The organism is Enterobacter sp. JS8-1 (genome assembly GCF_049187015.1).
GTDB lineage: Bacteria > Pseudomonadota > Gammaproteobacteria > Enterobacterales > Enterobacteriaceae > Enterobacter > Enterobacter mori.
The window spans coordinates 4,630,871-4,655,836 of record NZ_CP185805.1 but is presented as its reverse complement, the minus strand read 5'-3'; the positions used below and the strand labels follow the sequence as shown (position 1 = coordinate 4,655,836).

Below are 24,966 nucleotides of genomic sequence, written 5' to 3'. Positions count from 1 at the left end.
AATGGATTACATAGAATGACTGTTAAATATAATTTACTCATCGCTGCCGCATTATTTTCGACATCATCGGTAATGGCTGGCGACTTTTCACTAGGGGCGGGGGCGGTATTTAACGAGTCGCCTTACAAAGGGTATAACGAAAATACCACCGCTGTACCGTTAATTAGCTACGAAGGCGATAACTTCTATGTGCGTCAAACCACGGGAGGATGGATCCTGTGGAAAGACAGTAAGAATGAATTCAGCCTGACCGCATCCTGGATGCCGCTGCATTTCGACCCGGATGACAATGACGATCATCAGATGAAGCATCTTGATGAGCGTAAAGCTTCGGCATTCCTCGGCGGCGCGTACTACCGCCATGAAAAATGGGGTTCCCTGAAATTTGCCGTTTCCGGTGACGCGATGGATGAAAGCGGCGGCGTGGTGGGTGAAATTTCTTACTTCCGCCCAATCCGCATGGAACGCCTGACGCTGACGCCTTCTGTGGGCATTTTCTACAGCGATGAAAGCTATAACGACTACTACTACGGCGTGTCTGGCAGCGAGTCTCGCCGCTCAGGTCTGGATGAATACACCGCAGGCGACACCTGGACGCCATACGTTGGCCTGGCGGCAAAATATCAATTAACCCAGAACCTGTACCTGAATGCCAGCGCGGTCTACACCGTGTTGCCTGACGACGTGAAGAACAGTCCGATGATTGACCGCGACGACAGCTTCGCGCTGATGACCGGCCTGACCTGGCGTTTCTGATGCGGTAAAGCCGGGTGGCGGCTCTGCCTTACCCGGCCTACGATCGTGCCTGCATTTTTATCGGCAATACAACGTATTCCTTTTTCATTTCTCGATGCTTCTTCCTGTTCCGCCAAAACACGGCTGCACTGATGTTCCTTATGCGCTAATGTGATTCAATCCGATAGCGATGGTGTGTATCATGTGTATAATCATGGAAGGATTGGGATGTGAAAAGTGCGGATGTCATTACTGTTCTGATCAGCCATGGCTGGAAATGTGTCAGAACGAAAGGAAGCCATCACCAGTTTCGCCATCCCGAACAGAAAGGGCTGGTTACTGTCCCACATCCTAAAAAGGATATTAAACCGGGCACTCTCGCCCAGATCTGGCGGCAGGCGGGAATTAAACACTGATATCAGGAGTAGTTATGTTTTATCCGGCTTACATTCATTCTGACTCCGACGGTAGCGCCAGCGGCTTTTTCCCTGACGTTCCAGGCTGCTTTTTTGCAGGTGATTCCCTGGACGACGCTTTTCAGGATGCACGTGATGCGCTCACCGCGCACTTCGAAGCGCTGTTTGAAATGGATGATGCACTACCTCTTCCGGGTAATGTGGAAGCGCATTTGGAAAGTTGTCCTGAGGATTTCACCGGCGGGCAATGGCTGTTGGTGGATATTAATATGAAACAGTTCGACGGCAGGGCCGAGCGTATCAACATCACGATGCCTCGACGTTTGCTGGTAAAGATTGATTCCTATGTCAGCGAGCATCCTCAGTTCGGTAATCGAAGCGCATTTCTGGCTGAGGCAGCACGTCGCGTGCTGCCGTAGCGTTCACCCTCTCCCGTGGGAGAGGGGTGGGGTGAGGGCAACAGGCCGCAGATATTCAGCCTTCATCCACCCATATCCGCATTTCCCCTTCTCCCCGGTTAGCCCAGCTAAACCAGGGAATAAAGGTCAGCGTCTGGGGCTGACGTTGTACCGGCGAGCGATCGTACTGCCACAGCGCATCCGTGTCCTTCATGTGACACCCAATCCCCTCTGCCTGTATCAGCATCTTGTGCGCGAAAATCCCTTTCCCTTCAAAGACCCTGAACTCGCTGTTTCCAGGCAGAGAAAGGTGATGAAGATTGGCACCGTTATCGGCCTCTTCCAGGCAGTAAACCAGCGGTCCGCGCTGCAGGGCGACTTTCCCCGCCTGCTGGCGGACCTGTGGGTTGCCATACACCCGGCGAACCGGCATAGGTAACGTTAGCGTTATGACGTCATCCTCCTGCCAGCTGCGGGTCAGATAAAGGTATCCACGGGAGATCTTGCCCGTTACCGCTTCACCATTTAATAAAACGTCAGGCGCGGCACACCAGTCCGGCAGCCGCAGGGCGAGCGTATGCGTGACGGGAGCAGGCGAGGTAATGTCGATTTTTACCTGTTCATGCCACGGATAGTTACCGCTAATTCGCAGCGCCAGGGTTTCGTCGCCAACCGGAATGGCGACATCGTTGCCCACGTAAAGGTTAATAAAAAGCGCATCCTGGCGGACGGTATAAATGTAGTGCCCCAGCGAGGTCAGCACCCGGGCGATATTCGGCGGGCAACAGGCGCAGCCAAACCAGCGCTGGCGGACGGGTTTCACGTGATCGAAGATATGGTTGAACGCCAGCGTTTTCGGGTGCACTTCCAGCGGGTTCACATAGAAGAAGTGTTTTCCGTCCAGCGCCATGCCGCCAAGCACCGTGTTGTATAACGCGCGCTCCATCACGTCGGCGTAGTGGCCGTCGGCCTCCATCTCCAGCATCCTGCGAGCAAACATCATCAGACCGATGGAGGCACAGCTTTCGGCATACACCGTATCGTTGGGCAGATCGTAATCGCTGCTGAACGCCTCGCCGCTGCTTTGCGAGCCGATTCCACCGGTAATGTACAGCTGGCGCTGCGCCATATTTTTCCACAGCCGCAGACAGTCCTGCCGTTTACCCTCGTCATGGCTCAGGCGCGCCAGATGCGCCATGCCCGCCATCAGGTAGACAAAACGCACCGCGTGGCCGATGGCCGTTTGTTGTTCAGAAAGCGGCTGATGCGCCTGGCTGTAGGCTTTGTCCTTGACCATCCAGGCAGGGCCATAGGTGTTCCAGTATGATGTTCTGCCGCGTTTCTCGTATTCGATATCATAAAAGTGAGGCTGCACACCGCGTTGTTCGATGAAATATTTCACCAGCGTGAGATAGCGGGGCTCCTGCGTGATGTCGTAAAGCCGCATCAGCGCCAGCTCGATTTCCGGGTGGCCCGGATAACCGTGTAGCTGGTTTTCGCCGGGGCCAAACACGCTGTCAATATGGTCCGCTAGCCTGCAGACAACATCCAGCAGATGGCGTTTCCCTGTGCCCTGGAAATACGCCACGCCCGCTTCAATCATATGCCCGGCGCAGTACAGCTCGTGGCATTCGGCCAGATTCGTCCAGCGCTCGTTGGGCGCTTTCACCGTAAAGTACGTGTTGAGATAGCCATCGTCACATTGCGCCGCCGCGACCAGCGCAATCACCTCGTCGGCGGTTTTTTCCAGTTCAGCATCCGGTTTCTGGCACAGCGACCACGCCACGGCTTCGAGCCATTTCGCGACGTCGCTGTCCTGAAATACCATGCCGTAGAAATCGCCTTGCTCCAGGCCCGCCGCAATGCGGAAGTTGGTGATGGCGTGGCTGGGTTCGGCTTCCGTCACGCGGTCGTTTAGCGCATCCCACTGGTAGGGGATCACCACCTCACGCACCAGCCGTTGATACTGTCCGAGAAACGGGTCGTTAATTTTCAGTTTATGCAGGTCGGCTTCCATAATGGACATCGTGTTCTCCTCAGGAGGGTATGTGACGCTGGCGCAGGTCGGTTGCAATGCGCGACATCATAGGGTTGTTGAGTCTGCACCAGCGGATAGAGACAGCCAGCAGCAGATGAAAAAGGGCAGGCAGCAGCGTCTCCATGGCGGTGATGCCCTGCAGTGAAGCAGGCGTCTGATTGCCCGCGCCTGGCTGGTAGGCGACAGTGATAAACACCAGGCTGATGATCCCGGCGCTGGACGCCCACGCAAGCTTGATGAAAAACAGGTTGAAGGCGAAGTTCATCCCCGACGAACGCACGCCGGTTTTCCACTCGCCGTAGTCGTCGGCAAACGCCATCAGCGAGAAGTGCAGCGGCAGGGTAAACCCGAGGATGACGCCGTTGCTCAAAATGACGATCAGCCAGAGGGTCTGGTACGCCGGGCCGCCTGGCAGGAACCACATTCCCGCCGCGAGCGCGGCGAGGACCAGGTTGGTGTAATAGTAGAGTTTGACGGTATCAATACGGCGCGACAGCGGGCTGACGATCACCGCGCCCAGAATGGCGGCAAAGGTCACCATGGTGAAAAACAGCGAGGTATAGGCGGTACTGCCCTGCAGCACGTAGGTGATGAAGTACATATATCCGCCGCCTCGAATATTGAAGACATTGATCAGCAGGAACGACATCACCAGCATCAGCAGCAGCTGATCGTTTTTACGCAAACCGGCCAGATGCTCACGCAGGGTGAATTTGCCCATCAGCGCCAGCGGGACGCGCTCGCGTACCCAGAAGAAGCAGCACAGGAACATCACCACGGCGACAGCGCACAGCACCCCAACGCCAAGCTGGTAACCTTTTGCGGCATTGCCCTGGCCCAGCTCCGCGACCAGCCACGGCAGACCGACCGAGACCAGGAAGCCCGCAACGCCGCAGAGAACAAAGCGCCATGACTGGCAGGAGATCACCTCATTGTGACGGGTCGTCATGGTGTTGATCAGTGCGCAGTAGGGAACGTTGATGGCGGTATAGCCAACGGACAGCAGCAAATAGGTGCCGAACGCCCAGGCGATTTTCACCCCCATGCTGGCTTCCGGAACGGTGAACGTCAGTACGCCGATAATCCCAATCGGGAAGGCGACCCACAGCTGCCACGGGCGAAAACGTCCCCAGCGGCTTTGCGTGCGGTCGGCAATAATGCCCATTACCGGATCGGAAATGGCGTCAAATACGCGCAAGGCAATAAAGAGCGTGCCAACGAGCGCAGGCGTCAGACCAAAAATATCGGTATAGAAGAAGGTCAGAAAATTCATGATCAGGCAGGTAATCACCGTACCGCCCGCATCACCCAGGCCGTAGCCAATTTTTTCGCGGACGGACAAGTGGCTATCTGTTGCCCCTTGTGTCACGTCTGATTCTGTAATCGGTGTGGAAGTCATGAAGTAACTCCTCAGTAATCGAATTTATTATCGTATTTGTGCAAGGTACTCATTTATTCTGCACCGAACGGAAAGGCCAACAAGGGAAGGGAAAAGTATAAAAAGATGACGATTCCGACCTGATGATAAAAATGTGATTCCGATCGGACAGTTATTCGAATATTGATTAATAATCAAAGCGTAAGTTGAATATCAACGGCAATAAAAGCGGAATGGTGAATATCCATGCTTGAATTATCCATAGCGCTTCCGATTAAGGTCCAAAATGGCGGGTTATTTATCTCCCGGGGCGTGGGCCGCCATCCTGCGCGAAAATTAACATCATGGGAGATTATATTTGTCGAAAAAGGGACATTAACGATTCTGGAGGAACAGCGTATTTTTGAGGTTCACGCGGGAGAAAGTTTACTTCTCTGGCCGGGCCGTCGGCATGTCGGCGTGGAGGATTTCCCGGCTGACCTGCGCTTTTACTGGCTCCATTTCGAGGTTGAAACGCCAGATGCAACGTTACCCAATGCCGCCCCTCTGGCAATAGAACAGCACTGTCGCGTAAGGGATGCGCAATATGTCATTGCGCTATTTCGGCAGTTTCTCAGCGAGCAGGAGAAATTACAGCGAAGCGTGGCGCTGGAGATGATTTTATTACTTATTTTGCAACAAGTATCCCATTCTTCAGGCTATGAGGACAGTGCAGATGAAGCCGGTGCGGCGATGGCGTGGAAGGCGAAGCAGCTTATTCGCACGCAGTTTCATTTACCGCTTTCTACGTCGCAGCTGGCAAAAGCATTGCACTGCAATGCCGATTATCTCGGGCGGGTGTTTCGCCGGACTTTCCATTTAACCCTGACGGAGGCGATACATCGCCAGCGCGTCAGGGCAGCGGAAAAGCTGTTACTGGATGGCTCTGCCTCTCTCACCGAAGTGGCAACCCGCTGCGGCTTTAATGACGTGGGCTATTTTCGGCAGATATTTTCAAAACATACGGGATTAACCCCCGCCGTCTGGAAACGGCGGTACTGTAAAGAGCATATTAATTCCGGCTGATCACTGGCCGTAATAGGCATTCGCCCCGTGCTTGCGCAGATAATGTTTATCCAGCAATTCCTGCTGCATAACCGGTAACTGCGGTGCAAGCTGGCGTGAGAACAGGCCCATATAGGCGCACTCTTCCAGTACCACGGCATTGTGGACCGCATCGGCAGCGTCTTTACCCCAGGCGAACGGACCGTGGGAGTGCACCAATACTGCCGGGATCTGCATCGGACTTAAGTCGCGCTCCTCAAAGGTGTTAATGATCACTTCACCCGTCTGGTATTCGTACTCGCCCGCGATTTCAGCCGTGGTCATCCGTCGCGTGCAGGGGATCGCCCCGTAGAAATAGTCTGCGTGCGTTGTGCCCCACGCCGGTAAATCCTGGCCCGCCTGCGACCAGATGGTAGCGTGGCGGGAGTGGGTATGCACGATGCCGCCAATCTCCGGGTAACGGCGGTACAGCGCGAGGTGGGTCGGCGTGTCTGAAGAGGGCTTTTTGCTGCCTTCAACCACCTGGCCGGTGGCGATATTCACCACCACCATATCCTTCGCCGTCATAACGTCGTACTCCACGCCGGACGGCTTGATCACCATCAGGCCGCTTTCGCGATCCACCGCGCTGACGTTGCCCCAGGTGAAGGTCACCAGCTGGTGGGCGGGCAGCGCCAGGTTTGCCGCCAACACCTCGGCTTTGAGTTGTTCTAACATGTCATGCCTCCTTCCTGCATACGGGCTTCAATCCAGCGGCGCGCCTGGATGATTTCCAGCACCGGCTCTTTTGCTTTTTCAGTCCACATTTCAATCAGAAACGCGCCGCGATAGTTCAGCTTATTCAGCGTGTTAAACACGCCAACGAAATCGACGCAGCCTTCTCCAAACGGCACGTCGCGGAACTGTCCGGGACTTTGTGCGGTGACGGGCTGGGTGTCTTTCAGGTGAATTGCCGCAATGCGGTCAATGCCCAGCGTCAGCTCGGCGGTGACGTCGTTGCCCCACGCGCTCAGGTTGCCGACATCCGGGTAAACGCTGAACCACGGCGAGGCGAGCATGTCGTCCCACTTTTTCCACTTGCTGATGGAGTTCATAAACGCGGTGTCCATGATCTCCACCGCCAGCATCACCTGCGCGGCAGCGGCCTGCTCGACGGCCCACACCAGCCCTTCGGCAAAGCGCTGCTGCGTGCCTTCATCATGCTCTTCGTAATAAACGTCATAACCCGCGAGCTGGATGGTGCGAATGCCTAAGTCACGCGCCAGCCTGATGGCTTTGGTCATGATCTCGCGGGCGCGTTGGCGCACGGTTTCATCCCGGCTGCCAAAGGGAAAACGACGGTGGGCAGAGAGACACATCGACGGGATCGCCACGCCGGTTTCCAGCATCGCTTCAACCAGCGAAGCGCGCTGCGTGGTGCTCCACTCGAGGCGTGACAAACGCTCGTCGGTCTCGTCGACGGACATCTCAACAAAATCGAACCCGCAGCTTTTCGCCAGCACCAGGCGTTCCGGCCAGGAGAGATCTTTCGACAGCGCTTTTTCGTAAATACCTAACGGATGTTGACGCATGGTTACGCTCCCCAGATGTCGCGGATTTGCGAATGGAATGCCTGTGCCACCTGCGGCGGATTAGCGGCGCCTGCCAGCGCGCGTCCGGCAATAAAGGCTTTTACGTTGATCTGCTTAAACAGCGGCAGGTCGGCAGGGGTGATACCGCCGGTAATCGAAAGCTGCAAACCGATGTCGGAGAGCGCTTTCATTTTCGCGAGATCCGCTTCGCTCCACTGCTGACCGCTGGCCTGCGCGTCGCGCCCGCGGTGGTAGATAGCCTGCTTCACGCCGACGCGATGCCACGCGCGCGCGTCGTCCAGCGTCCAGTTGCCAAACAGCTCCATCTGGATTTCTCCACCGCAGCGCAGTGCGACCTCGTGGCCTCGCTCAACGGTTGCCAGCGGGGCGGCGCAGATGATGGTCATCCAGTTCGCGCCCGCGCCAAACGCCTGCTCAGCCAGCGTTTCTCCGGCATCGGCGACTTTCCAGTCCGCCACGATGATTTTATCCGGGCACTGTTTGCGCAGGGCGCGTACGGCGCTCAGCCCTTCGCTCAGGCACAAAATGGTGCCCGCTTCGACGATATCAACGTGATCTGAAAGCGCCGCGACGTCGCGCTGGGCGGCCTGAAGTGAGGTATGGTCGAGCGCCAGCTGCAGTAATGGTCGGCTCATAGGTCGTACTCCTTAATACGGGCGTGATAGTCCTGAAGTGCTGAAATCAGTAACTGGTAACGGTGATATTTGCGCTGGTAGGCCGCATGGGCGCGCATGTCGGGTTCAATCACCCGAATGTCGTGTTTGAGGGTGCGCTGCGCAGCGTGGAAATCGGGGTAGATGCCGGTGCCTACCAGCGCCGCCAGCGCCGCGCCGGAGCAGCCGGTCTCTTCCACCTGCGGCAGCTCAATCGCCAGCCCGCTGACGTCGGCGAGCATTTGCATCCACACGTCCGAATGGGTCGGGCCACCCGTGACGCGCAACGCCTGCACCTGGGTAAAGCGCTCAAGCATGCGGTTGAGGTGGGTCATGTGGCTGAACACCACGCCCTCGTAAACGGCCTGCAGAAGATGCGCGCGGGTATGCAGCGTCTGCATGCCGTAAAAACCACTGGTCATCTCCAGCCCGGCGTTGCTGCCGTAGAGGAACGGCAGGAAGAACACCTCGCTTTCCGCTTTCGGCAGGCTGGCGACGGCATGGTTGATCTCATCGAATGACATGTCGCCCCATTGGGCAGTGAGCCACTCAAGATTGCCGGATGACGTCGGGCTGGCTTCATGAACGATGTACTGCTGCGGGTGGACGTAACGGCCATACACATAGGGGAACGGCTCGTTTTCGCGAAGCGCATTGGCAATCCCGCTGGTGACGGCCCAGGTACCCATGACGGCATTCAGCGTGTGTTCGTCGTGCAGCCCGGCGCAGATCGCGGTGGAAACCACATCAAACAGTCCACCAACGACGGGCGTGCCCGCCGCGAGACCGGTAAGCGCGGCTGCCTGAGGGGTGATTTCCCCGCAAATTTCTGCTGAACCGACAATCGGCGGCAGGGCGCCGTCAATTTCGCTGATACCGAGCCAGCGCGTGAGCTGGGGATCGTACTGCCCGGTATTCATGTTGTAGAGGTTGGACTCGGAGATGTTGCTCTCCTCGCAGCCCTTCACGCCGGTCAGACACCAGCGTAGATAGTCGTGCGCCATCATCACGCAGCCGATCTGCTGATACCGCTGCGGCTCGTTCTCTTTCACCCAGCGCAGGAGTGAGGCCGGGTGCCCTGTCCACAGGGTCTGGCGCGTATGCGGATAGAGCTTTTCGGGAATGCCGTCCTGCTGCCAGCGCTGCACGATCTCCAGCGCCCGGCGGTCTGAGGAGAGCATGGCGTTGCCCAGCGGTTGGTCTTGTTTATCGAGCAGAAACAGTCCCTTGCCCTGAGCAGAAATGCCGACGCCTTTGATCTGCTCTCCGTCGATGCCTGAATGTTTGAGCAGCGTGGGGACGGTAATGTAGCAGTGCTGCCAGAGCTGGGGCATATCCCGCTCCGCGTAACCTGCGCGCGGGCTGAGCGTGGCAACGGAGCGGCGCTCGATGCAGATTTCCTTGCCCTGGCTGTTGTATAAACCGGCTTTCAGATAAGTACCGCCACAATCGATACCCAGCCAGAAGGGCTCTTTTTCACTCATCTTCATCTCACTTAATTGCCGGGTGGCGCTTCGCTTACCCGGCCTACGGTTTGGTTTTCTCCCTCTCCCCGTGGGAGAGGGCTGGGGTGAGGGCATCAGGCCGCACGCTTGTGCGGATTCACCGTGGGATTAGGCTCTGCACCGGCATCGCATTTCGCCGGTAACAGCAGGGCCAGCAGCGACGCCAGCGCCAGAGAAACCGCCAGGCAGTAAACGCCCGCGTCTTTGCTGTACAGGGTGATCAGCACCCCAACCGCATACGGGCCGCAGAAGCCACCGAGGTTGCCCAGGGCGTTGATCACGCCGCGCGCGCCGCCCGCCATCTCTGCGCTGAACAGACGCGCCGGGATGGTCCAGAACACGCCCGCTGCGGATTGCAGGAAGAACCCGCAGCCCACCAGTGCGGAATACGCCAGCCAGGTACTCTCTTTCAGCGCCACGGAGAGGAACATGCAGAGCGCAAAGCCAATCAGCGGCAGGGAGACAAACAGCTTGCGCTTGCCGGTGCGGTCAGAAAGTGTTGAGAACAGGAACATCCCCGCAATGGCCCCGATGTAAGGCAGGATGGCGAGCATGCCCACCTGACCGATGCTGGTGTGTGTCAGCTCTTTCAGGATGGTCGGCAGCCAGAGCGTGTAGCCGTAAATCCCGGTCTGGTAAAAGAAGTTCAGCGCGATCAGCTGCCACATGGTTTTGTCGGAAAGCACTGCGCCGAGTGACGCGTTTTTCACCTCTTTTCCGGCGATGGCCTGCTGTTCAGCCGCCAGCGTTTGCACCAGATAGTTTTTCTCTGCTTCTGAAATCCAGCGGGCTTCCTGCGGTCGGTCGTAAACGGTGAACGCCCACAGCACCAGCACAACGACGGACATCAAACCTTCAATGATGAACAGCCAGCGCCAGTCGAGCGCGGTGATGATCCAGCCCGAAAGCGGGGCGGTGATAATCCCGGCGATGGGGACAAACATAATCACAATGGCATTGGCGCGACCGCGTTCGGCATCCGGGAACCAGTTGCTGATCATGGTGAGCACGACAGGCAGCATCCCGCCTTCCGCCACGCCGAGTAAGAAGCGCAGCACCAGCAACTGATACTGATTCGTCACCAGGCCCGTGAGCACAGAGATCACCGCCCAGGCAACCAGTGACCAGCCGATAAACTTCTTGCCGCTGCCGTGGACGGCAATCTTGCCGCCGGGAACCTGCAGGAACAGATAGCCGATAAAGAAGATCCCACCTGCCAGGCCCGCCATAGTGGCGGTAATACCTAGCTCTTCATCCATACCGCCGGGCATGGCAAAGGCGATATTTACGCGATCCATATACGAAATGATGCAGGCGATAAGAATAGGAGGAATGATTCTTAGCCAGCGCTGGCGCGGAATGTCCGCTTGTAGAGTATTCGAGTAAGTGTTCATATTTACTGTCTCAGTCAATGTAACCGGAATAGGGATATTTTTTATTGTTATTGTGTTGCTTTATTCATTTCGCTAATGCCGTCGCGCAAAATAGCGATGCGATGGCTGACGTCAGCATTAGCATTTATTTCCAGTAATTTAATACCGGAGAATTTCAACGTTGCGGCGCTCGCCGCAGTAAAGAGTGATTTTGCGTGTTCAGTAGACATCAAACTGTCGGCGCAGAATGAAGAAAACGGCGCGTGCAGATCCTGCCATTCACCGAATTCCCCGCGGGTAGTCGTGCCCGAAAACATCAGTGCACCCAGCTTTCCGGCACGGAGTGCGGCCTGAATATGTTCCAGCGGGAGCGTCGTATTACGGCCCTCGATAGCCGAGCGCGCCCAGTTGATACAGACGCTGATATCGGTGTCTTTTACCACCTCCAGCACCTGCGCTAAAGGCAAGAAGCCCTTGCGCGGTGCCGGGCCGGTCATGGCATCGCAGTGTTCCAGTACCAGATCGCAGTTCCAGTCCCAGCCCGCGATTTCCTGGATCGAGCGGGAAAACGCCTCGGTAGCCTGCTCGACGGAAGCATTGCCCGCCTGTGGGGCCGCCTGCATCTCCAGAGCAATCACTTTGCCAGGAAAACGGACGTTCACGGCGTTAACTTTCTTGTGCAGATGCCGGTAAAAGTCTACGCATGCTTTACGCTGCGCTTCGTCGGCTGAGGCCAGGCCAAACGCACCGTTTGTGCCGCGGCGGCGCATGGTTTCCATGACTGCTGTGACGACGATTTGCCAGTCGCCCGGCGTATGGCGGAACAGCCATTCATCACCAAACGGATGGAGATGTTCAAGGCACGGCTGTTCCAGCCCGCGAATGTTTGGCGTGTCGGAAAGTTCCCGCCAGAAGGTTTGTTCTTCTTGTTCCCCTTTCTGGTGAAACGAGGGTGCGCAGGGGTACGCACCAATAATAAAACTGGTATTGGTCATTTCGCGTTCCTGTATATATCAGAAAATTAATCTAATTCGCTGGCTGCCACTTTCACCACAATTTTACGAATTGCGGTTTCCTTGTTCTTAATACAGGCAGGACGATGCACATCCTGCGGGAAAAATATGGCATAGCTGCCGGGTGTCATTTCGATAAAGGATTCATTTTCGCTGTCGTGATAAAAAATAATATCCCGCTGTTCCAGTAATGATTCGCTTATTTCGTTATTACCGGTATCAATGGCAATACCGATTTTTTCTTCACCCCATGCTAAAAACTGAATATCCAGATAGCGGCGGTGCACTTCCGGGCGGTTCTCGTGCGGCTCCTTTGTCGTCAGGTCGAGAACCTGGGCAAAAATAGTGCGACCTTCAATTTCCACCACGCCTGGCGGCAGGGTGGTGAAATCCGTAGCGCGTAAAAAATGAAGCGCTTTTTCAATCGCCCGCGGCAGACGGCACGGATTGGGCTGGGAAATATGTCCGAATATCATGGTCCACTCCTTACAGAGACTGGATTTTCGCCCACACGCTGTCGTCGATGGTGATGCCGTCGCGGCGGTTCTCTTCCAGCAGGCGCGTGAATTCATGGCCCGGAAGGCGGACGGCAACGTTTTCATCAGACCGCTGCGCGGTGGTGATGAAGTCCATAATGCGCTGCAGCTTCGCATCGCGGGTTGGGCCGTCGATCAGGCGATCAACCTCGATGGCGACAAAGATCTGCGACACGCCATACTCGTCGCTGTTGTCCTGGGTCACTTCCGCGACGGAGGATCCGTTGGAGAGCAGGGTGGCGATCATGTCGAGCACGATGGATAAGCCAGACCCTTTCCAGTAGCCCATCGGCAGAATGCGGCGGTTTTTCTCAATCACGCCTGGCTCTCGGGTGAGATTACCCTCGTCGTCAAAGCCGCCATCGACCGGCAGCTCGCGCCCGGCCAGGCGATTCACCTCCAGCATGCCGTAGGAGAACATCGACATCGACATATCGACCATGGTGATTGGATTAGAGGGAATAGCCACGATCAGCGGGTTGGTGCCGATGCAGCACTCTTTTGATCCCCATGCGGGCATGACGGCAATAGAGTTGGTCCAGCATATGCCGATATAGCCCTTCTCCGCCGCCTGCCAGCCGTAGCTGCCGCCGCGCATCCAGTGGTTCGCGTTACGCAGTGCCACCAGACCAATACCGTGGTCGGACGCCAGCTCGGTGGCGCGATCCATCATCTTTTTCGCCGTCAGGTTGCCGATAGAGCGCTGGGCATCCCACTGTTCGATGGCACCCAGCGTCATCACCCGTTTTGGCTGAGCGTCGGGAATGATATCGCCTGCATCAAGCTGCTGAATGAAACGCGGAAAACGGTTAACGCCGTGCGAATAAACGCCGGATTCCGTGGTGCGGGCGAACATCTCGGCGCAGGCGTCTGCGGTTTCCGCTTTCACGCCGCGATCGAGCAGAACCCGATTGAACGCCGCTTTTAACTCTTCAAAGGTTACTTTCATCCCTGTTCTCCTGTTCTTTTTCGGGGCAAGTGCGAGTGCTTTTTTATCGCTAAATTTCACTATGCGAAATCTGATTTCAAATATAGCGATCAAATTTTGCCAGATCAACGACATTCATGTTTTTCAAAATCGATTAAAATCAATTGGTTGTGTTTTTTCTGTTGAGATCGTGAACTGAACCACACTTTGCGCTACCATCAGGGCGCGACAAAAAGGAGCCATTTGATGAGCACGAAAGAGAGCGAAATGACGCAAGAAAAAGAGAGGCCAGCAGGTAGCCAGAGCTTGTTTCGCGGCCTGATGCTGATTGAGATCCTCAGCAACTATCCGAACGGGTGTCCGCTTGCGCACTTATCTGAACTGGCGGGGCTGAATAAGAGCACCGTGCACCGCTTGCTGCAGGGGCTACAGTCGTGCGGGTACGTGACCCCGGCACCCGCGGCGGGCAGCTATCGCCTGACCACCAAATTTATCGCCGTCGGGCAAAAGGCCCTGTCGTCGCTGAATATCATTCACGTGGCCGCTCCGCACCTTGAGGCGCTGAACATTGCCACCGGCGAAACGGTGAACTTCTCCAGCCGTGAGGACGACCACGCGATCCTGATTTATAAGCTCGAACCGACAACCGGTATGCTGCGCACGCGTGCCTATATTGGCCAGCATATGCCGCTCTACTGCTCCGCAATGGGCAAAATCTACATGGCGTTTGGTCATCAGGATTACGTGGCGAGCTACTGGAAAAGCCATCAGGAACAGATCCAACCCTTGACCCGCAACACCATTACCGAGCTGAGTGCGATGTATGATGAGCTGGCGGAAATTCGCGAGCGCAGCATGGCGATGGATAAAGAAGAGAACGAGCTGGGGGTTTCCTGCATTGCCGTGCCGGTCTTTGATATCCACGGGCGCGTGCCGTTTGCGATCTCCATTTCGCTGTCGACGTCGCGCATGAAGCAGGTGGGTGAGAAGAACTTGCTCAAGCCGCTGCGTGAAACGGCAGAGGCTATCTCAAAAGAACTGGGTTTTAACGTGCGCGAGGCGTAACAGATGAACCGATTTATCATGGCGGATTCGGAAAAATGCATTGGGTGCCGCACTTGCGAAGTGGCCTGTGCGGTTTCGCATCAGGAATTCGTCACCGCAAATGATTTCATTCCCCGCATTCGGGTGGTGAAAGGGGATTCTTATACCACCGCGGTCGGGTGTCATCAGTGCGAGGATGCGCCCTGTGCAAATGTGTGCCCAATCGGGGCAATCCGACGCTCAGCCGGAGCCTGGCTTGTTGAGCAGGCGCGCTGCATCGGGTGCAAAAGCTGTATGGTGGCGTGCCCGTTTGGGGCGATGCAGGTACAGAGGGTGGGGGATCATGCGCAGGCGCTGAAATGTGATTTATGCGCGCATCGCGAGGGCGGACCTGCCTGCGTTGAGGCTTGCCCGACCCACGCGTTAAGCTGTGTTGATCCCGCCAGATTACGCACCGAACGGCTGCATCATCTGGCGTAAGAACTTACTGACCGTTTTCGCGCCAGGCGTTCTCAATCTCTTCCGCGAGAATTTTCACACCCGCTTCGATTTTTTCTGGATCAGGCACATAGTTCATGCGCATGCACTGGTGCGTGTGCGGCCACGGTTTATCCAGCCCCGGGAAGAAGTAATCACCCGGCACCATCAGCACACCACGCTTTTTCAGTCGCTGGTAGAGGAGTTCCGTCGTAATCGGCAGATCCTTGAACCACAGCCAGAGGAAAATCGCCCCTTCTGGTTTGTGGATCAGGCAGCGTTCTTCCGGCAAATAGCGGCGAATTGTCGCAATCGTTTCCTGAACGCGCTGGTAATAGAACGGCTTAATCACGTCATTCGACAGGCGCAGCAGATCGTTGCGCTTAATCATTTCGCACATCATCGCCGGGCCGATGCCGCCGGGTGAAAGGCTGATAATGCCGTTCATGTTGGTAATGGCGGTGATGATTTTTTCATTGGCAATGATGATGCCGCAGCGGCTGCCCGGCAGGCCCAGTTTAGACAGGCTCATGCACAGAACGATGTTTGGGTTCCACAGCGGGCGGGCTTCGCTGAAGATTATCCCCGGGAACGGCACGCCGTAGGCGTTATCGATCACCAAAGGGATGCCGTGCTGATTGGCCAGCGCGTCCAGTTTCATCAGCTCGTCATCGGTAATCACGTTGCCGGTTGGGTTGGTAGGACGTGATACGCAGATCATGCCCGTCTCTTCACCAATATGCAGGTGTTCAAAATCGACGTGATATTTGAACTGGCCTTCTGGCAGCAGTTCGATGTTCGGGCGCGCGGAGACAAACAGGTCTTCTTCGAGGCCGGAATCGGCATAGCCGATATACTCCGGTGCCAGCGGGAACAGCACTTTTTTGGTCGTGCCGTCGGCGCGACGTCCTGCGAACAGATTAAACAAGTAGAAAAACGCGCTCTGGCTGCCGTTTGTCAGTGCAATATTCTGTGGCTCAATATCCCAACCCAGCTCTTCACGCAGCATATCGGCGAGGAGTTTCAGCAGCTCGGTTTTACCCTGAGGGCCGTCATAGTTGCAAAGTGCATCGGTTGCTTTGCCGCTTTCCAGCATCTGAGCGAGCAGGCTCTGGAAATAGGTAGTCATCTCCGGGATTTGAGCCGGGTTTCCGCCGCCGAGCATGATTGCGCCCGGTGTGCGCAGCCCGTCGTTGAGGTCCTCCATCAGGCGGGTAATGCCTGAATGGCGGGTAAATTTGTCGCCGAAAAGTGAAAACGTCATAGCAGGTGATCTGTCGGGCTTATTATGAAAGGGGGTAACCATAACGCTAGCACCGTGCTGGTGCAAATCAGGTGATGTGGTCGGATTTGTTTTTTTATAGGGTGGGTTTGGATTTTTGTAGTGAATCGTTCTGGTTTGTTTCCCCCTCACTCCGGCCCTCTCCCCAAAGGGGCGAGGGGGGGGAAGGCGGTTCCGTGCGGTTCCCTCTCCCCTGTGGGGAGAGGGTTAGGGTGAGGGGCCGTTTATTGATTACCCGCCCATACCACCATCACTTTATCGCCCTTGTGCTCGCGCACGAAGCCGTAGCCTTCCTTCAGTGACAGCGTGGTTTGCTTGCCTTCACCAATCGCCGGGTGACGGGCGCGGAACTGACCCAGAGTTTGCCAGTGAGCGACGGTTAAGGCCTGTTTGCCCGTCACGTCCTGCCAGTTCATGTCCGAGCGTGTGCCCTGAAGCGGGTCGGAGCCTGTTGGGCCGAACGGACGTTCAGATTCATCGCCGTAGTAAATTTGCACGCTGCCCGGCGCCAGCATTAGCAGCTCCGCCGCGCGCTGGCCTCCTTCGCGGAACAGTCGCGTATCGTGTGACGAGAGATAGCTCAGCACATTGAAGCTTTGCAGTTTCTCCGCCATCTGCTGCCACGTCATATCGATATCAGCCAGACAGTCCACCGCTTTCGCCGCCTGCTCCTGATAGTCAAAGTTGATCATTGCGTCGAAGCCGTGGCGGTAATAATCGCTCTGCATCACGCCGTGGCCCCATGCTTCACCGGTCATCCAGAAGGGCGCATTGTCGAGTTTTTTATCGGGGTTGGCGGCTTTCCACGCTGCCAGTGCCTGGCCTGCCTGATCTTTCAGCTGCTGCCATGCGTCGAGTTCAACGTGCTTTGCGGTATCAACCCGGAAGCCGTCGATACCGTAGTCACGAACCCACTGGCTGAGCCAGTGGGTCAGGTAATCCCGGGGCGTGAAATTCGTCATCGCTTTCGCGCCGGTGTCGGGCTTGTGTTGATAAAAGTTCGGCAAACCTGACGGGGTCGTCGATTCCGTTTTCAGATCCGGCAGGAAGGCCAGCGACATGGTCAAATCGTCGAAGCCCGGGTTGTCGTAATCACCAATGTCGGTGCGGATCCATTTCTTGCCCCACCATTTTTCCCATGCGGCTTTGTCGCTAAAGTTGATGTAGTCGTTAAAGCTGTGCCAGCTTTGACCCGCGCCGGGCTTCCAGTCCGTCCAGCGTTCACCCAGCGTTTTCTTCAGCTCATCACCCTGCAGATACAGCGCGCCAAACTGGTACTCCTGCATGTCCGCAAGGGTCGCGTAGCCAACGTGGTTCATGACGATATCAAACAGAATACGGATACCGCGCTTGTGCGCTTCGTCAACAAGCTGGCGCAGATCATCTTCGGTGCCCATGTTGGCATCGAGCTTCGTCCAGTCCTGCGTGTAGTAACCGTGATAGGCGTAGTGAGGGAAATCACCTTTGGTTCCGCCGCCCACCCAGCCGTGGATTTGCTCCAGCGGGGAGCTTATCCACAGCGCGTTGACGCCCAGTTGTTGCAGGTAGTCGAGCTTGCCGGTAAGCCCCTTGAGATCGCCGCCGTGGAAGGTGCCGATCTCCTGCATGCCGTCTTTATGACGGCCATAGCTGTTGTCGTTGCCCGGGTCGCCATTCACAAAGCGGTCGGTCAGCACGAAATAAACGGTGGCGTTTTGCCAACTGAAGGGCGCGGGCTTGTCGGTTTCGGCACGCTCAAGCAGCAGCAGGCCGTTGCTGTTGGCGGCAGGCTGTAGGGTGATTTTGCCGTTCTGCACCGTCGCCGTCTCTTTGCTGTAGAAATCACGCACCACCGTGCCTTCAGGGAAGGTACTGCTTACCTCCAGCGTCAAAGGTTTGCCGTCCCACGTTGGACACTGACGGGCGATGTTCGCGACAGGTTGCTCCGCTGTACTCTGAATGGACAGCATCAGGGTTGGCGTCCCAGAGCGGGTATCGACACGCATTTGATAATCGCCGTCACGAAATAGCCGCCACTGAGGCGGTGTGCCCTCACAGTGCTTGAGCGACAGCATCTCATTGAGTTTTATGGAGCCCGTAGGCTGCCAGCACGTGTTGTCAAAACTCACTGTTAAAGGACGGGTACCCTTCGCGAGCTTTGCCTGGCTGGTGAAGACCCCGGTTCCTTCCGCGCGAAATGCGCTAAATCCCGGCGATGACCAGTCTGCATGTGCCAGTGCGGGTAACATCAGGAGTGCCAGTGCGGTGCGTTTCATTCCATTTTCCTGTCGCGGCTTTTTTGACCAGTGTGCCACCGGGTACTGAGGAAAAACTCCTCCTCCGACGGTTTCTGCCAGGAGGACGCGAAGGGATGAGTGATCCCGCGCAAAATTAGGCAGTTATCTGCGATATCGCACACATTTTTTCAGAATTGATGCTTTAGTGAGCATGTTTCAGGTGACATAGTTTCGGATTTGGACTATTTCTATACGTGCTCTGGAAGACTATTTTTGATATGATTTGAGATTCCGCTCTCAAATTTGTGAAAAAAATAAGGTGTTGGGATGATTACATCCGACCAGGAGACCTAATGATATCGACTCCCATTCGACGATATGGGGCTGCGATACTCATGTTACTCACCACGGCATTTTCGGGTGAGGTGCTTGCGAAGACGCACACGGATACAACGAGTAAGAAAGCCCACGTAATAAAGACGACAAGTAGTAAGGTTAGCAGTAAACAAGAGTATTCTCGCAATAGTGCAAAGAGTAGTTCACTTCCTGATTTGCGAAAATACCCTTCCGGAACACCAAGGAAAAAAGCGTTTCTCCGGACGGTAATGCCTTACATCACGAGTCAAAATGCCGCGATTACTGCGGATCGTAACTGGCTGATCTCAAAACAGTACGATAGCCGCTGGTCGCCGTCTGAGCGCACGCGCCTGAAAGAGATTTCAAAACGCTACAAGGTGAAATGGAATGGCAACACGCGTCGTGTGCCGTGGAATTCACTTCTGGAGCGTGTAGACATCATTCCGGGCAGCATGGTGGCAACGATGGCCGCCGCTGAAAGCGGTTGGGGTACCTCGAAGCTGGCGCGCAATAACAACAATCTTTTCGGCATGAAATGCGTGAAAGGGCGTTGTAACAATGCTCCCGGTAAAGTGAAAGGCTACTCGCAGTTTGAATCGGTCAAAGATTCCGTGAATGCCTATGTCGTGAATCTGAACACGCATCCGGCCTACTCTTCGTTCCGTAAGTCTCGCGCCCAGCTGCGTAAAGCGGATCAGGAAGTGACGGCCAGTACGATGATCCACAAGCTGAAAGGTTATTCCACCCAGGGGCAGCGCTATAACAACTATCTGTTTGCGATGTACCAGGATAACCAGCGCTTAATTGCCGCGCATATGTAATTCCCAAAAAACGCCTTCCTTCGGAAGGCGTTTTGCTTTTTAGATCATCACTTCGCTATACCGCTCCCGGTACTCCTTCGGCGTGGTCTCATACTCCTTTCTGAAAACCGAGTAGAAATACTGCAGCGACGGGTAGCCGCACATTTGTGAAATTTCATTGATGGAAAGCGACGTGGAGATCAGCAGGCTGCGCGCTTTCTCCAGTTTTTCCGCATGAATTACGGCGTGAATAGTTTCACCCACTTCCTCTTTAAAGCGTTTTTCCAGGTTTGAGCGAGAAATGCCGACCGAATCCAGCACCTGATCCACCTTAATGCCTTTGCAGGCGTGGTTGCGAATGTAGTGCATTGCCTGAATGACGGCCGGGTCGCTTAAGGAGCGATAATCGGTTGAGCGGCGTTCGACGACACGCACAGGCGGAACCAGCAGGCGCTGAAGCGGCAAGGCTTCGTTGTCCAGCAGGCGGTGCAGCAGCTTCGCGGCCTGATAGCCCATTTGACGAGTTCCCTGCGCGACAGAGGAGAGCGCCACGCGAGACAAATAGCGGGTTAACTCTTCGTTATCAATACCAATTACGCACAGCTTTTCAGGCACCGGAATATGCAAATGTTCGCAGACCTGCAGCACGTGGCGCGCACGAGCATCTGTTACCGCAATAATCCCTGTCTGGGGCGGCAGCGTTTGCAGCCAGTCCGCCAGGCGGTTTTGCGCGTGCTGCCAGTTTTCCGGTGCGGTTTCCAGACCCTGATACACCACACCACGATATTTCTCCTTTGCGACCAGCTGGCAGAACGCATGCTCGCGCTCTACCGCCCACCGTTTGCCGCTTGAAGAGGGCAACCCGTAAAAGGCAAAGCGATGCACGCCTTTCTCTTTTAAATGGAGAAAAGCGGCCTCGACCAGCGCATGGTTATCGGTTGCGATGTAGTGGACTGGTGGATAGTGATCGGGCGAATGATACGAGCCGCCGACGCCCACAATGGGAACGTCGACGTCTGTTAGCAATTGCTCAATGACGGGATCGTCATAGTCAGCGATCACGCCATCGCCCAGCCAGTCTTTGATGTTCTCCAGACGGGTGCGGAAATCTTCTTCAATGAAAATATCCCACTCGGATTGCGACGCCTGCAAATATTCACCAACCCCTTCAACCACCTGACGGTCGTAGGCTTTGTTGGCATTGAATAACAACGTAATGCGGTGACGCTTTTCAAACATGGCTCACTTTCCCAAATAAGTAACAATACTGTTCTCAGGCACGTCGCTTGGTTGCAGAGTCCATCCAGACTGCCAGCAAAAGAATCGCTCCCTTCACGATATACTGCCAAAACGTTGGGACGTCCATCATGCTCATCCCGTTATCCAGCGAAGCCATAATAAATGCGCCCATCACCGCACCTGCCACGCTGCCGACACCGCCTGCGAGACTGGTCCCGCCGATGACACACGCAGCGATGGCATCCAACTCGGCAATGTTTCCTGCCGACGGTGAACCGGCCCCCAGACGTGAGCTGAGGATCAGCCCTGCAATCGCCACCATCAGGCCGTTGATGGCAAAGACAGCGAGTTTGGTGCGTTCGACGTTGATCCCTGACAGACGTGCCGCCTCAAGATTACCGCCAATGGCATAAATACGACGACCAAACGCGGTGCGCGTAGCCATAAACATGCCGCCCAGCAGCAAGAGCGCCAGCAGCAGAACGGGCGTCGGGACACCGCGGTAATCGTTCAGCAGCCAGATGGCACCCAGCACAATCACGGCGGTGAGCGCCTGACGACCGACCACGGAGGTCGATGCCGGAGAAGCCAGCCCCAACGCCTGACGGCGCATACGACCACGCCACTGCCATGCGATGAAGGCCATCATGCCCACCACGCCGATCGTAAAACCGATGCCATCAGAGAGGTAGCTCTGCCCAATCTGCGACATAGACGCGCTGGTGGGAGAGACGGTAGTGCCGTTGGTGATGCCAATCAGAATCCCACGGAAGGCCAGCATCCCGGCCAGGGTGACGATGAATGACGGCACCTTACGGTAGGCAACCCACCACCCGTTCCACGCCCCCAGTACCAGACCCAGCGCCAGCGTCACGACAATGGTGAGCGGCAGCGGCCAGCCTAACCAGACATCAAATATCGCCGCCACGCCGCCGAGCAGGCCCATCATCGACCCGACCGACAGGTCAATCTCCGCTGAGATAATCACAAACACCATGCCCACGGCCAGAATGCCGGTGATGGCAGTCTGGCGCAGAAGGTTAGAGATATTACGAGCACTCAAATAGGAGCCATCGGTCATCCAGGTAAAGAACAGCATGATGGCGATAATCGCCGCGATCATCACGAAGACCTGCAGGTTTAGCGCTTTCAGCCCCGCGAACGCGCCGGGTGTCGGCACAGCGACTTTGATATCAGACGGATTGCTTTTCGACATGACGTTCGCTCCTTAAGGCGGCTTCCATCACCTGTTCTTGCGTCAGGTTCTGGTTAATCAGATTGGCTTTCAGTTTCCCCTCGTGCATAACCAACACGCGGTCGCTCAGGCCGAGCACTTCAGGTAATTCAGATGAGATGACAATGACGGCAATGCCTTGCTGCACAAGCTGATTAATTAGCTTGTAGATTTCATACTTCGCGCCGATATCAATCCCGCGAGTCGGTTCATCCAGGATTAAAATTCGCGGGTTGAGAAGCAGGCAGCGCGCCAGAATCGCCTTTTGCTGGTTCCCCCCGCTGAGGCGTCCAATGGCCAGTTCCGGGGAGGAGGTTTTGACCTTGAGCCTGGCGAGTGACTGAAGAATACACTGCTGCTCGGCAGCGTCGTCCAGGCTCGTCAGGGCGCCAGAGAACTGGTTTAGCGCCGCCAGCGTGATGTTTTTCCCGACCGCCATTACCGGCACGATGCCGTCTTTTTTGCGATCTTCTGGCACCATAGCAATGCCATGAGCAATCGCCTGCTGGCAGTTGTCGATTTTTACCGGCTGACCATCGATGTAAATGCTGCCTTCCCAGCGTCCGGGCCACACGCCAAACAGGCACTGCACGGCTTCGGTTCGACCTGCGCCCACTAAACCCGCAATGCCAAGGATTTCACCGCGGTGAAGGGAAAAGGAGACGTCGTTAACTCGCCTGATATGGCGATTCACGGGATGCCATGCAGTGAGATTTTCCACGCGCAGGATTTCGTCTCCCACGGCGTGGGGTTCGTTCGGATAGAGCGCAGTGAGTTCGCGCCCTACCATCATGGTGATGATGTCATCTTCACTCATGCCCTCCGCTTCACGCGTGCCGATGTGTTGCCCGTCGCGGATCACGCAGATGGTGTCCGAAATGGCTTTCACCTCATTAAGCTTGTGCGAAATATAGATGCAGGCGATACCGTGGTTTTGCAGATCGCGGATGATATTGAGCAGAACAGCGGTTTCCTGTTCAGTGAGCGAAGCCGTTGGCTCATCGAGGATCAGCAGTCTTACCTGCTTGTTCAGGGCTTTGGCGATTTCGACCAACTGCTGCTGCCCCAGACCAAGATCCCCCACGCGGGTATCCGGTGAAATGCTGAGGCTCACCTGCGCCAGCAGCTTTTCACAGCGCAGCGTCATGGTGTCGTAATCCAGCACGCCGTGACGTGAGATTTCGGCCCCCAGGAAGATATTTTCCAGCACGGTGAGGTGCTTCACCAGTGCCAGTTCCTGATGAATAATGGCGATACCTTTACGTTCAGTATCGCGAATGTGTGTGGCCTGAATGACCTCACCGGCAAAGACGATTTCACCCTCATAGCTGCCATGTGGATAGATCCCGCACAGCACTTTCATCAGCGTCGACTTGCCTGAACCGTTTTCACCGCACAGCGAGACCACTTCGCCAGGGTTTAGCCGCAGGCTCACGTTATCGACCGCTTTCACCGCGCCAAAGGCTTTGGTGATGCTCTTCATTTCTAGTAAATAAGACATAACTGCTCCACGTGACCTGAGGGAGAACAGGACGGACCGGTGCGCCCCTGCCGGGCAGGGGCTGCGCGGGATTACAGTTCACTCTTCTTGTGGAAACCGTCTTTAATGACAGTGGCGTCAATATTCTCTTTATTGACTTCAATCGGGGTGAGCAGACGAGCCGGAACATCTTTGAGTCCGTTGTTTAACGTCGCGTCAGATTTAGGTTGTTGACCCTGTCCCAGCTCAACGGCAATTTCAGCCGCCGTATTCGCAAGTTCGGTGATGGGCTTGTAAACCGTCATGGTTTGGGTGCCAGCAATGATGCGTTTTACCCCGGCGAGATCGGCATCCTGTCCGGAGATAGCGACTTTGCCAGCCAGCCCCTGGGCGCTCAGGGCCTGAATCGCACCGCCAGCGGTGGCATCGTTAGAGGCCACAACTGCATCAATTTTGTTGTTGTTGGCCGTCAGCGCGTTTTCCATGATTTTTAGCGCGTTTTCAGGGAGCCAACCATCAGCCCACTGATCGCCAACCACTTTAATTTTCCCGTTGTCGATGTACGGTTTAAGGACTTTCATTTGCCCTTCGCGGAACAGTTTGGCGTTGTTATCCACAGGCGAACCACCCATCAGGAAATAATTCCCTTGAGGCACTTTATCGACCAGGCTTTTGGCTTGTAATTCACCCACTTTTTCGTTGTCGAACGAAATATAATAATCAATGTCCGCGTTATTAATCATGCGGTCATAGGCCAATACTTTTATGCCTTCTTGTTTGGCTTCTTTCACCACGTTACTTAATACCTGGCCGTTATACGGGATAATGACCAGGACATCGACGCCACGGTTGATCATATTCTCAATTTGCGACATTTGCGTTTCTTCGTTGCCGTTAGCCGACTGAACAAACACGCTTGCGCCGAGAGATTCTGCTTTTTTTACAAAAATATCGCGATCTTTTTGCCAGCGCTCCAGGCGCAGGTCGTCAATGGCCATGCCGATTTTCACCTCTTTGGCATGCCCGGCAAAGCTTGCAAGCAGGAGAGTAGTACAGAGTGTAAGGGACAGGTTCTTTATCTTCATAATTATTAGGCCTTTTTGTAGGGGATGTGTCGCTGAGATAAAAGAAACATTCACTGCTGAGACGCAGCAAATTTTTAACGTGGAAAGGCCCGCTGGCAATTACAGATTTTTATCTTCTCATTATGATATTTGGTTTATTTCTG

At 55.5% G+C, this 24,966-nt stretch carries 23 protein-coding genes; 7 read left to right on the top strand and 16 right to left on the bottom strand.

Annotated features, from left to right (window positions below; all coding sequences use genetic code 11):
• Positions 1-15 precede the first annotated feature (15 nt).
• From ACOQH0_RS22215 to ACOQH0_RS22205, 3 genes are all read left to right on the top strand, one after another.
• On the top strand, positions 16-756 hold the full coding sequence (locus ACOQH0_RS22215) for a MipA/OmpV family protein (RefSeq protein WP_089599697.1): 741 nt from the start codon (positions 16-18) through the stop codon (positions 754-756).
• Between the two features lie 209 nt (positions 757-965).
• Positions 966-1,151: a type II toxin-antitoxin system HicA family toxin gene (locus ACOQH0_RS22210; RefSeq protein ID WP_071993467.1), complete on the top strand. Its 186-nt coding sequence runs from the start codon at positions 966-968 to the stop codon at positions 1,149-1,151.
• A 14-nt stretch (positions 1,152-1,165) separates the two neighbouring features.
• Positions 1,166-1,570 carry a type II toxin-antitoxin system HicB family antitoxin gene (locus tag ACOQH0_RS22205; RefSeq protein ID WP_172701685.1) on the top strand — a complete coding sequence of 135 codons (405 nt, stop codon included), beginning with the start codon at positions 1,166-1,168 and terminating at the stop codon, positions 1,568-1,570.
• Positions 1,571-1,625: 55 nt separating this feature from the next.
• Here the strand turns inward: ACOQH0_RS22205 and ACOQH0_RS22200 are convergent, their stop codons facing one another.
• A complete protein-coding gene (locus ACOQH0_RS22200; RefSeq protein WP_421511215.1) occupies positions 1,626-3,575 on the bottom strand; it encodes a glycoside hydrolase family 127 protein in 1,950 nt (649 codons plus the stop codon).
• A 10-nt stretch (positions 3,576-3,585) separates the two neighbouring features.
• On the bottom strand, positions 3,586-4,986 hold the full coding sequence (locus ACOQH0_RS22195) for an MFS transporter (protein WP_421511214.1): 1,401 nt from the start codon (positions 4,984-4,986) through the stop codon (positions 3,586-3,588).
• A gap of 225 nt (positions 4,987-5,211) precedes the next feature.
• On the opposite strand from ACOQH0_RS22195, the gene ACOQH0_RS22190 reads away from it, so the two are divergent.
• Positions 5,212-6,030: a helix-turn-helix domain-containing protein gene (locus ACOQH0_RS22190; protein WP_421511213.1), complete on the top strand. Its 819-nt coding sequence runs from the start codon at positions 5,212-5,214 to the stop codon at positions 6,028-6,030.
• On the opposite strand, the gene araD is transcribed toward ACOQH0_RS22190, so the two are convergent.
• The 8 genes from araD to yiaK form a co-directional block, all read right to left on the bottom strand.
• The gene (araD, locus tag ACOQH0_RS22185) at positions 6,031-6,726 is read right to left on the bottom strand and encodes an L-ribulose-5-phosphate 4-epimerase (protein WP_126817142.1); all 696 of its coding nucleotides are present in this window, start codon (positions 6,724-6,726) and stop codon (positions 6,031-6,033) included.
• Positions 6,720-7,580 carry an L-ribulose-5-phosphate 3-epimerase gene (locus ACOQH0_RS22180; RefSeq protein ID WP_407586485.1) on the bottom strand — a complete coding sequence of 287 codons (861 nt, stop codon included), beginning with the start codon at positions 7,578-7,580 and terminating at the stop codon, positions 6,720-6,722. The genes araD and ACOQH0_RS22180 overlap by 7 nt, the downstream gene beginning before the upstream one ends.
• A gap of 2 nt (positions 7,581-7,582) precedes the next feature.
• The gene (gene ulaD, locus ACOQH0_RS22175) at positions 7,583-8,236 is read right to left on the bottom strand and encodes a 3-keto-L-gulonate-6-phosphate decarboxylase UlaD (RefSeq protein ID WP_421511212.1); all 654 of its coding nucleotides are present in this window, start codon (positions 8,234-8,236) and stop codon (positions 7,583-7,585) included.
• On the bottom strand, positions 8,233-9,738 hold the full coding sequence (locus ACOQH0_RS22170) for an FGGY-family carbohydrate kinase (RefSeq protein ID WP_421511211.1): 1,506 nt from the start codon (positions 9,736-9,738) through the stop codon (positions 8,233-8,235). The genes ulaD and ACOQH0_RS22170 overlap by 4 nt, the downstream gene beginning before the upstream one ends.
• Before the next feature lie 95 nt (positions 9,739-9,833).
• Positions 9,834-11,153 (bottom strand): MFS transporter, encoded by a 1,320-nt coding sequence (locus tag ACOQH0_RS22165; protein ID WP_042716588.1) that lies wholly within the window; start codon positions 11,151-11,153, stop codon positions 9,834-9,836.
• A gap of 47 nt (positions 11,154-11,200) precedes the next feature.
• Positions 11,201-12,127, bottom strand: coding sequence for a DUF4862 family protein (locus tag ACOQH0_RS22160; RefSeq protein WP_421511210.1), 927 nt, complete (start codon positions 12,125-12,127; stop codon positions 11,201-11,203).
• A gap of 26 nt (positions 12,128-12,153) precedes the next feature.
• The gene (locus tag ACOQH0_RS22155) at positions 12,154-12,621 is read right to left on the bottom strand and encodes a YhcH/YjgK/YiaL family protein (RefSeq protein ID WP_421511209.1); all 468 of its coding nucleotides are present in this window, start codon (positions 12,619-12,621) and stop codon (positions 12,154-12,156) included.
• A 10-nt stretch (positions 12,622-12,631) separates the two neighbouring features.
• Positions 12,632-13,630 (bottom strand): 3-dehydro-L-gulonate 2-dehydrogenase, encoded by a 999-nt coding sequence (yiaK, locus tag ACOQH0_RS22150; protein ID WP_421511208.1) that lies wholly within the window; start codon positions 13,628-13,630, stop codon positions 12,632-12,634.
• 225 nt (positions 13,631-13,855) lie between these two features.
• Here yiaK and yiaJ point away from each other — a divergent pair, with 225 nt between their 5' ends.
• Entirely contained in the window at positions 13,856-14,674 is an 819-nt protein-coding gene (gene yiaJ, locus ACOQH0_RS22145) for an IclR family transcriptional regulator YiaJ (RefSeq protein WP_421511207.1), read from the top strand.
• A 3-nt stretch (positions 14,675-14,677) separates the two neighbouring features.
• Positions 14,678-15,133, top strand: coding sequence for a 4Fe-4S dicluster domain-containing protein (locus ACOQH0_RS22140; protein WP_421511206.1), 456 nt, complete (start codon positions 14,678-14,680; stop codon positions 15,131-15,133).
• A gap of 4 nt (positions 15,134-15,137) precedes the next feature.
• On the opposite strand, the gene avtA is transcribed toward ACOQH0_RS22140, so the two are convergent.
• Together avtA and ACOQH0_RS22130 are read right to left on the bottom strand one after the other, a co-directional pair.
• Positions 15,138-16,394, bottom strand: a complete 1,257-nt coding sequence (avtA, locus tag ACOQH0_RS22135; protein ID WP_421511205.1) for a valine--pyruvate transaminase — start codon at positions 16,392-16,394, stop codon at positions 15,138-15,140.
• 242 nt (positions 16,395-16,636) lie between these two features.
• Positions 16,637-18,667 (bottom strand): alpha-amylase, encoded by a 2,031-nt coding sequence (locus tag ACOQH0_RS22130; protein ID WP_421511204.1) that lies wholly within the window; start codon positions 18,665-18,667, stop codon positions 16,637-16,639.
• Positions 18,668-18,981: 314 nt separating this feature from the next.
• On the opposite strand from ACOQH0_RS22130, the gene ACOQH0_RS22125 reads away from it, so the two are divergent.
• Entirely contained in the window at positions 18,982-19,806 is an 825-nt protein-coding gene (locus ACOQH0_RS22125; RefSeq protein ID WP_100165422.1) for a protein bax, read from the top strand.
• 39 nt (positions 19,807-19,845) lie between these two features.
• Here the strand turns inward: ACOQH0_RS22125 and xylR are convergent, their stop codons facing one another.
• From xylR to xylF, 4 genes are all read right to left on the bottom strand, one after another.
• Entirely contained in the window at positions 19,846-21,024 is a 1,179-nt protein-coding gene (gene xylR, locus ACOQH0_RS22120) for a D-xylose utilization transcriptional activator XylR (RefSeq protein ID WP_348557336.1), read from the bottom strand.
• A gap of 34 nt (positions 21,025-21,058) precedes the next feature.
• The gene (xylH, locus tag ACOQH0_RS22115) at positions 21,059-22,240 is read right to left on the bottom strand and encodes a xylose ABC transporter permease XylH (RefSeq protein ID WP_010436746.1); all 1,182 of its coding nucleotides are present in this window, start codon (positions 22,238-22,240) and stop codon (positions 21,059-21,061) included.
• Positions 22,218-23,759: a xylose ABC transporter ATP-binding protein gene (locus ACOQH0_RS22110; protein ID WP_010436748.1), complete on the bottom strand. Its 1,542-nt coding sequence runs from the start codon at positions 23,757-23,759 to the stop codon at positions 22,218-22,220. The genes xylH and ACOQH0_RS22110 overlap by 23 nt, the downstream gene beginning before the upstream one ends.
• Positions 23,760-23,830: 71 nt before the next feature.
• The gene (gene xylF, locus ACOQH0_RS22105) at positions 23,831-24,823 is read right to left on the bottom strand and encodes a D-xylose ABC transporter substrate-binding protein (protein ID WP_042716575.1); all 993 of its coding nucleotides are present in this window, start codon (positions 24,821-24,823) and stop codon (positions 23,831-23,833) included.
• Positions 24,824-24,966: the final 143 nt, after the last annotated feature.